Origin of the sequence: Streptomyces sp. NPDC059080 (genome assembly GCF_042739975.1) — a bacterium.
In the GTDB taxonomy this organism is placed as follows: domain Bacteria; phylum Actinomycetota; class Actinomycetes; order Streptomycetales; family Streptomycetaceae; genus Streptomyces; species Streptomyces benahoarensis.
Genome location: NZ_JBHYGX010000013.1, coordinates 54,322 through 61,018, shown reverse-complemented (window position 1 = coordinate 61,018; position 6,697 = coordinate 54,322). Strand labels below are relative to the sequence as shown.

Sequence of the window (6,697 nt, the reverse complement as noted above, 5' to 3'; positions counted from 1 at the left end):
CCTCGCGCGACACCCACCACAACCCCGCGTGGGGGCCCCCCCACGCGATAACCCCCCCGGTCGCCGGGGCCCCCCCACCCCGGGGCGCCCCCCGCCGGGAACCGGCAGACGATCAGGAGATAGACGTGATCCAGCAGGAGTCGCGACTTCGGGTCGCCGACAACACGGGTGCGAAGGAAATTCTCACCATCCGTGTTCTCGGTGGCTCGGGTCGCCGCTACGCGGGCATCGGTGACGTCATCGTCGCCACCGTGAAGGACGCGATCCCCGGTGGCAACGTGAAGAAGGGTGACGTCGTCAAGGCCGTCATCGTTCGCACCGTCAAGGAGCGCCGCCGTCCGGACGGCTCGTACATCCGCTTCGATGAGAACGCGGCCGTCATCCTCAAGAACGATGGCGACCCCCGCGGCACCCGTATCTTCGGCCCCGTGGGCCGTGAGCTGCGCGAGAAGAAGTTCATGAAGATCATCTCGCTCGCGCCGGAGGTGCTGTAACCGATGAAGATCAAGAAGGGCGACCTGGTCCAGGTCATCACCGGTAAGGACAAGGGCAAGCAGGGCAAGGTCATCGCGGCCTTCCCCCGCGAGGACCGTGTCCTGGTCGAGGGTGTCAACCGGGTCAAGAAGCACACCAAGGCCGGCCAGACCGCCCGCGGTTCGCAGACCGGCGGCATCGTCACGACCGAGGCCCCGATCCACGTCAGCAACGTTCAGCTGGTTGTGGAGAAGGACGGCAACAAGGTTGTCACCCGCGTCGGGTTCCGGTTCGACGATGACGGCAACAAGATCCGCGTTGCCAAGCGGACCGGTGAGGACATCTGATGACTGCCACCACCAACGCGCCGCGTCTCAAGCAGCGCTACCGCGAAGAGATCGCCGGGAAGCTGAAGGACGAGTTCTCGTACGAGAACGTCATGCAGATCCCCGGTCTGACCAAGATCGTGGTCAACATGGGTGTGGGCGACGCCGCCCGCGACTCCAAGCTGATCGACGGTGCCATCAAGGACCTCACCACGATCACCGGCCAGAAGCCGGCTGTCACCAAGGCCCGGAAGTCCATCGCGCAGTTCAAGCTGCGTGAGGGTCAGCCGATCGGTGCCCACGTCACCCTCCGCGGTGACCGCATGTGGGAGTTCCTGGACCGCCTGCTGTCGCTCGCGCTGCCGCGCATCCGCGACTTCCGCGGGCTGTCGCCGAAGCAGTTCGACGGCCGGGGCAACTACACCTTCGGTCTCACGGAGCAGGTCATGTTCCACGAGATCGACCAGGACAAGATCGACCGTACCCGGGGTATGGACATCACCGTGGTCACCACGGCGACCAACGACGACGAGGGCCGTGCCCTTCTGCGTCACCTCGGCTTCCCGTTCAAGGAGGCGTGAGCGAGATGGCGAAGAAGGCTCTGATCGCGAAGGCTGCTCGCAAGCCCAAGTTCGCTGTGCGCGCGTACACCCGCTGCCAGCGCTGCGGCCGCCCGCACTCCGTTTACCGCAAGTTCGGCCTCTGCCGCGTGTGCCTTCGTGAGATGGCTCACCGTGGCGAGCTGCCGGGCGTGACCAAGAGCTCCTGGTAATCCCCTAGTTGGGATGACCCGGAAGCTCTCGGTAAGCATCCGGTCGGCAGGCGCCCCGCCCTTCGTCCCGTAGGGTAGAAGGGTTGGGCGCCCCGCCGCCCGAGACCGACCGCGGGCACCTCGCCCGCATAACGTCGCTTACTACGCCGTAGGTCCCCGTGCCGCACCCGTCCCGACTCTGATCGGGGAGAGGGATGGCACATATAGGAAACCCCGGCGAGAGAGGCCGAAGGCCAATTCATGACCATGACTGATCCCATCGCAGACATGCTGACCCGTCTGCGGAACGCGAACTCGGCGTACCACGACACTGTCGTGATGCCGCACAGCAAGATCAAGTCTCACATCGCGGAGATCCTCCAGCAGGAGGGCTACATCACCGGCTGGAAGGTTGAGGACGCCGAGGTCGGCAAGAACCTCATCCTCGAGCTGAAGTTCGGCCCGAACCGCGAGCGCTCGATCGCCGGCATCAAGCGCATCTCGAAGCCGGGCCTGCGGGTCTACGCAAAGTCCACCAACCTGCCGAAGGTCCTCGGCGGCCTGGGCGTGGCGATCATCTCCACGTCCCACGGTCTCCTGACCGGCCAGCAGGCCAGCAAGAAGGGCGTGGGTGGGGAAGTCCTCGCCTACGTCTGGTAATCAGGGAACGGAGGAAGAGCTAATGTCGCGTATTGGCAAGCTGCCCATCCAGGTTCCCGCTGGTGTGGACGTCACCATCGATGGCCGCACGGTCAGCGTGAAGGGTCCCAAGGGCTCCCTTTCGCACACCGTCGCCGCGCCCATCGAGGTCGCCAAGGGTGAGGACGGCGTCATCAACGTCATCCGCCCGAACGACGAGCGTCAGAACAAGGCCCTTCACGGCCTGTCCCGCACGCTGGTGGCGAACATGATCACCGGCGTGACCGCGGGCTACACCAAGGCACTCGAAATCAGCGGTGTCGGCTACCGCGTCCAGGCCAAGGGCTCCAACCTGGAGTTCGCCCTGGGCTACAGCCACCCGATCCTCGTCGAGGCGCCCGAAGGTATCTCCTTCAAGGTCGAGTCCCCGACGAAGCTCAGCGTCGAGGGCATCGACAAGCAGAAGGTCGGCGAGGTTGCGGCGAACATCCGCAAGCTGCGCAAGCCTGACCCGTACAAGGCCAAGGGCGTCAAGTACGCCGGCGAGGTCATCCGCCGCAAGGTCGGAAAGGCTGGTAAGTAAGCCATGGCATACGGTGTGAAGATCGCGAAGGGCAACGCCCGCAAGGGTGCCGCCCTCAAGCGGCGCCACATCCGCATCCGTAAGCGGATTTCGGGTACGCCGGAGCGTCCGCGTCTGGTCGTGACGCGTTCCAACCGAGGCATCACCGCCCAGGTCATCGACGACATCGCGGGCCACACGCTCGCGTCGGCGTCGCACCTGGACGCGTCGATCCGTGGTGGCGAAGGCAGCAAGGGCGACCAGGCCAAGCAGGTCGGTTCCCTGGTCGCCGAGCGCGCCAAGGCCGCCGGCGTCGAGGCCGTCGTGTTCGACCGCGGTGGCAACCAGTACGCCGGGCGCATTGCCGCTCTGGCGGACGCCGCCCGCGAAGCCGGGCTGAAGTTCTAAGCCCCGGTTCCGGAGCTAGCGGACGTAACAGAGAGAGGTAAATCCAATGGCTGGACCCCAGCGCCGCGGCAGCGGTGCCGGTGGCGGCGAGCGGCGGGACCGGAAGGGTCGCGACGGTGGCGCTGCCGCCGAGAAGACCGCATACGTTGAGCGCGTTGTCGCGATCAACCGTGTCGCCAAGGTTGTCAAGGGTGGTCGTCGTTTCAGCTTCACTGCGCTGGTCGTGGTGGGCGACGGTGACGGCACCGTAGGTGTCGGTTACGGCAAGGCCAAGGAAGTTCCGGCTGCCATCGCCAAGGGCGTGGAAGAGGCCAAGAAGAACTTCTTCAAGGTCCCCCGTATCCAGGGCACCATCCCGCACCCCATCCAGGGCGAGAAGGCTGCGGGCGTCGTCCTGCTCAAGCCGGCTTCCCCCGGTACCGGTGTGATCGCCGGTGGCCCGGTGCGCGCCGTCCTGGAGTGCGCGGGCATCCACGACGTCCTGAGCAAGTCGCTCGGCTCGTCGAACCCGATCAACATCGTGCACGCCACGGTGACCGCGCTTCAGGGCCTTCAGCGCCCCGAGGAGATCGCGGCCCGTCGTGGCCTGCCGCTGGAGGACGTTGCTCCCGCAGCCCTGCTGCGTGCGCGTGCCGGGGTGACCGCGTAATGGCGCACCTCAAGATCACGCAGACGAAGTCCTACATCGGTAGCAAGCAGAACCACCGCGACACCCTTCGTTCGCTGGGCCTCAAGCGGCTCAACGACGTGGTTGTCAAGGAGGACCGTCCCGAGTTCCGCGGCATGGTGCACACCGTCCGCCACCTCGTGACGGTTGAGGAGGTCGACTGACATGGCGGAGCAGAACCCGCTGAAGGTCCACAACCTCCGTCCTGCCCCGGGCGCCAAGACCGCCAAGACCCGTGTGGGTCGTGGTGAGGCGTCCAAGGGTAAGACCGCTGGTCGTGGTACCAAGGGCACCAAGGCCCGTTACCAGGTTCCGGAGCGCTTCGAGGGTGGGCAGATGCCCCTCCACATGCGCCTCCCGAAGCTGAAGGGCTTCAAGAACCCCGCCCACAAGCAGTTCCAGGTCGTGAACCTGGAGAAGCTGGCCGCGCTCTACCCGCAGGGTGGCGAGGTCACGGTGGCCGATCTGGTCGCCAAGGGCGCGGTGCGCAAGAACGAGCTCGTCAAGGTCCTGGGCCAGGGCGAGATCTCCGTGGCGCTGCAGGTGACGGTGGACTCCGTCTCCGGCTCCGCCAAGGAGAAGATTGCCGCTGCCGGCGGCACCGTCACCGAACTCCTCTGAGTTCGTTGGTTCAACTGACCGGGGATGCCCATCGTTTGGGGCATCCCCGGTTGGTCGTTCCACGGGGGTACGGTCGCCGGTAAGGTGGCCTGCCGGTGCAACTTTTTACGGGGGAAGCACCAGACCCCCGCCGCGCGGCCCGACCGTGCGGCGTTTTAGGCCGCTTTTATTCGTCGATCCTCAAGACCGTCACCTCTCGCCCGTCCGGCGGGGGGCGCAGGAGGCACCGTGCTCACCGCGTTCGCCCGAGCGTTCAAGACGCCCGACCTGCGCAAAAAGCTGCTGTTCACGTTGGGCATCGTGGTGCTCTACCGGATCGGTGCGCATGTCCCGATCCCCGGGGTGAACTACGCGAACGTCGAGACCTGCATGAAGCAGGCCGGCTCCAACAGCGGATTGTTCGCCCTGGTGAACATGTTCAGCGGTGGTGCGCTGCTGCAGATCACGATCTTCGCGCTGGGGATCATGCCGTACATCACGGCGAGCATCATCCTCCAGCTGCTGACCGTCGTGATTCCTCGGCTGGAGGCCCTCAAGAAGGAGGGCCAGACCGGTCAGGCGAAGATCACCCAGTACACCCGCTATCTGACCATCGCGCTGGCGATCCTGCAGGGCACCGGCCTGGTGGCCACGGCCCGCAGCGGCGCGCTCTTCCAGAGCTGCCCGGTAGCCAGCGAGATCGTGCCCAGCGATTCGATCTTCACCACCATCACCATGGTCATCACGATGACCGCTGGTACAGCGGTGGTCATGTGGCTCGGTGAGCTGGTCACCGACCGCGGTATCGGCAACGGCATGTCGATCCTGATGTTCATCTCGATCGCCGCCGGTTTCCCCGGCGCGCTGTGGCAGATCAAGCAGACCGGCAAGCTCGCCGACGGCTGGGTCGAGTTCTTCGCGGTGATCGCCGTCGGCCTGGCGATGGTCGCCCTGGTGGTCTTCGTCGAGCAGGCGCAGCGCCGCATTCCGGTGCAGTACGCGAAGCGCATGATCGGCCGCCGTTCTTATGGCGGTACGTCCACGTACATCCCGCTCAAGGTGAATCAGGCGGGTGTGATTCCTGTCATCTTCGCGTCGTCGTTGCTCTACATTCCGGCCCTGATCGCACAGTTCAGCGGCTCGGACGCGGAGTGGGCCCGGTGGATCTCCACCAACTTCACCAAGGGAAACCACCCCGTTTACATCGTTACGTACTTCTTGTTGATCGTGTTTTTCGCCTTCTTCTACGTGGCGATCTCCTTCAACCCCGAAGAAGTTGCCGACAACATGAAGAAGTATGGTGGCTTCATCCCGGGCATCCGGGCTGGTCGCCCGACGGCCGAGTACCTCAGCTACGTGCTCAACCGGATCACGTGGCCGGGCTCGCTGTACCTGGGGCTGATCGCACTCGTACCAACAGTGGCGTTGGTGCTGTTCAATGCGAACCAGAACTTCCCGTTCGGCGGGACGAGCATCCTGATCATCGTGGGTGTGGGTCTGGAGACCGTGAAGCAGATCGAGAGCCAGCTTCAGCAGCGCAACTACGAAGGGTTCCTCCGCTGATGCGAATCGTCCTCGTCGGACCCCCGGGAGCCGGTAAGGGTACGCAGGCCGCGTACCTCGCCCGGAACCTTGAGATCCCGCACATCTCCACGGGCGACCTGTTCCGCGCCAACATCAGCCAGGGCACGCCCCTCGGCGTGCAGGCGAAGTCCTACATGGACGCCGGGAACCTGGTCCCCGACGAGGTCACGATCGGCATGGCCGAGGACCGTCTGGAGCAGGCCGACGCCGCCGGCGGCTTCCTGCTCGACGGATTCCCGCGCAACCTCAAGCAGGCCGAGGCGCTCGACGCGTACCTCAAGGGCAAGGGCATCACGCTGGACGCGGTGCTCGACCTGGAGGTCCCTGAGGACGAGGTCGTCAAGCGGATCGCCGGCCGCCGGATCTGCCGGAAGAACTCCGCGCACGTCTTCCACGCCGAGTACAGCAAGCCGAAGACCGAGGGCGTCTGCGACGTCTGCGGCGGCGAGCTCTACCAGCGCGACGACGACCACGAGGACACGGTGCGCAAGCGCCTGGAGGTCTACCACTCGGAGACCGAGCCGATCATCGACTACTACAAGGAGCAGGAACTCGTCGTGACGATTCCTGCCCTCGGCAAGGTCGAAGAGGTCACCCGGCGGGCCATGTCCGCCCTCGGACGCGGCGAGTAACCTCCGCGTACGCTTCGATACGGCCGCGGGGGGGGGGGGGGGGGCGCCCGGGGG

At 65.5% G+C, this 6,697-nt stretch carries 12 protein-coding genes; all 12 read left to right on the top strand.

The window, feature by feature from the left end; all coding sequences use genetic code 11:
- The first annotated feature begins 125 nt into the window (after window positions 1-125).
- The 12 genes from rplN (at window position 126) to ACFWWQ_RS13525 (ending at window position 6,643) form a co-directional block, all read left to right on the top strand.
- Complete coding sequence (rplN, locus tag ACFWWQ_RS13580) at window positions 126-494, top strand: 50S ribosomal protein L14 (protein WP_003974257.1); 369 nt, start codon at window positions 126-128, stop codon at window positions 492-494.
- Window positions 495-497: 3 nt separating this feature from the next.
- A complete protein-coding gene (rplX, locus tag ACFWWQ_RS13575; protein ID WP_384594981.1) occupies window positions 498-821 on the top strand; it encodes a 50S ribosomal protein L24 in 324 nt (107 codons plus the stop codon).
- Window positions 821-1,381 carry a 50S ribosomal protein L5 gene (gene rplE, locus ACFWWQ_RS13570; RefSeq protein WP_143940040.1) on the top strand — a complete coding sequence of 187 codons (561 nt, stop codon included), beginning with the start codon at window positions 821-823 and terminating at the stop codon, window positions 1,379-1,381. The genes rplX and rplE overlap by 1 nt, the downstream gene beginning before the upstream one ends.
- A 5-nt stretch (window positions 1,382-1,386) precedes the next feature.
- Window positions 1,387-1,572 (top strand): type Z 30S ribosomal protein S14, encoded by a 186-nt coding sequence (locus ACFWWQ_RS13565; RefSeq protein ID WP_004571834.1) that lies wholly within the window; start codon window positions 1,387-1,389, stop codon window positions 1,570-1,572.
- Between the two features lie 240 nt (window positions 1,573-1,812).
- Window positions 1,813-2,211: a 30S ribosomal protein S8 gene (gene rpsH, locus ACFWWQ_RS13560; RefSeq protein WP_004571835.1), complete on the top strand. Its 399-nt coding sequence runs from the start codon at window positions 1,813-1,815 to the stop codon at window positions 2,209-2,211.
- Between the two features lie 22 nt (window positions 2,212-2,233).
- Window positions 2,234-2,773 (top strand): 50S ribosomal protein L6, encoded by a 540-nt coding sequence (gene rplF, locus ACFWWQ_RS13555; RefSeq protein WP_384594977.1) that lies wholly within the window; start codon window positions 2,234-2,236, stop codon window positions 2,771-2,773.
- A gap of 3 nt (window positions 2,774-2,776) precedes the next feature.
- On the top strand, window positions 2,777-3,160 hold the full coding sequence (rplR, locus tag ACFWWQ_RS13550) for a 50S ribosomal protein L18 (RefSeq protein WP_030283441.1): 384 nt from the start codon (window positions 2,777-2,779) through the stop codon (window positions 3,158-3,160).
- A gap of 46 nt (window positions 3,161-3,206) precedes the next feature.
- Window positions 3,207-3,809, top strand: coding sequence for a 30S ribosomal protein S5 (gene rpsE / locus ACFWWQ_RS13545; protein ID WP_006604888.1), 603 nt, complete (start codon window positions 3,207-3,209; stop codon window positions 3,807-3,809).
- A complete protein-coding gene (gene rpmD / locus ACFWWQ_RS13540; protein ID WP_006604889.1) occupies window positions 3,809-3,991 on the top strand; it encodes a 50S ribosomal protein L30 in 183 nt (60 codons plus the stop codon). The genes rpsE and rpmD overlap by 1 nt, the downstream gene beginning before the upstream one ends.
- Before the next feature lies 1 nt (window position 3,992).
- Entirely contained in the window at window positions 3,993-4,448 is a 456-nt protein-coding gene (rplO, locus tag ACFWWQ_RS13535; RefSeq protein ID WP_030283439.1) for a 50S ribosomal protein L15, read from the top strand.
- Window positions 4,449-4,676: 228 nt separating this feature from the next.
- Window positions 4,677-5,990 carry a preprotein translocase subunit SecY gene (secY, locus tag ACFWWQ_RS13530; protein ID WP_384594971.1) on the top strand — a complete coding sequence of 438 codons (1,314 nt, stop codon included), beginning with the start codon at window positions 4,677-4,679 and terminating at the stop codon, window positions 5,988-5,990.
- Window positions 5,990-6,643, top strand: coding sequence for an adenylate kinase (locus ACFWWQ_RS13525; protein ID WP_384594968.1), 654 nt, complete (start codon window positions 5,990-5,992; stop codon window positions 6,641-6,643). The genes secY and ACFWWQ_RS13525 overlap by 1 nt, the downstream gene beginning before the upstream one ends.
- Window positions 6,644-6,697: the final 54 nt, after the last annotated feature.

Bases quoted from the DNA above. Each gene is read 5' to 3' on its own strand.
- rplX (WP_384594981.1), top strand. From the start codon at position 498: ATGAAGATCAAGAAGGGCGACCTGGTCCAGGTCATCACCGGTAAGGAC.
- rplE (WP_143940040.1), top strand. From the start codon at position 821: ATGACTGCCACCACCAACGCGCCGCGTCTCAAGCAGCGCTACCGCGAA.
- ACFWWQ_RS13565 (WP_004571834.1), top strand. From the start codon at position 1,387: ATGGCGAAGAAGGCTCTGATCGCGAAGGCTGCTCGCAAGCCCAAGTTC.
- rpsH (WP_004571835.1), top strand. From the start codon at position 1,813: ATGACCATGACTGATCCCATCGCAGACATGCTGACCCGTCTGCGGAAC.
- rplF (WP_384594977.1), top strand. From the start codon at position 2,234: ATGTCGCGTATTGGCAAGCTGCCCATCCAGGTTCCCGCTGGTGTGGAC.
- rplR (WP_030283441.1), top strand. From the start codon at position 2,777: ATGGCATACGGTGTGAAGATCGCGAAGGGCAACGCCCGCAAGGGTGCC.
- rpsE (WP_006604888.1), top strand. From the start codon at position 3,207: ATGGCTGGACCCCAGCGCCGCGGCAGCGGTGCCGGTGGCGGCGAGCGG.
- rpmD (WP_006604889.1), top strand. From the start codon at position 3,809: ATGGCGCACCTCAAGATCACGCAGACGAAGTCCTACATCGGTAGCAAG.
- rplO (WP_030283439.1), top strand. From the start codon at position 3,993: ATGGCGGAGCAGAACCCGCTGAAGGTCCACAACCTCCGTCCTGCCCCG.
- ACFWWQ_RS13525 (WP_384594968.1), top strand. From the start codon at position 5,990: ATGCGAATCGTCCTCGTCGGACCCCCGGGAGCCGGTAAGGGTACGCAG.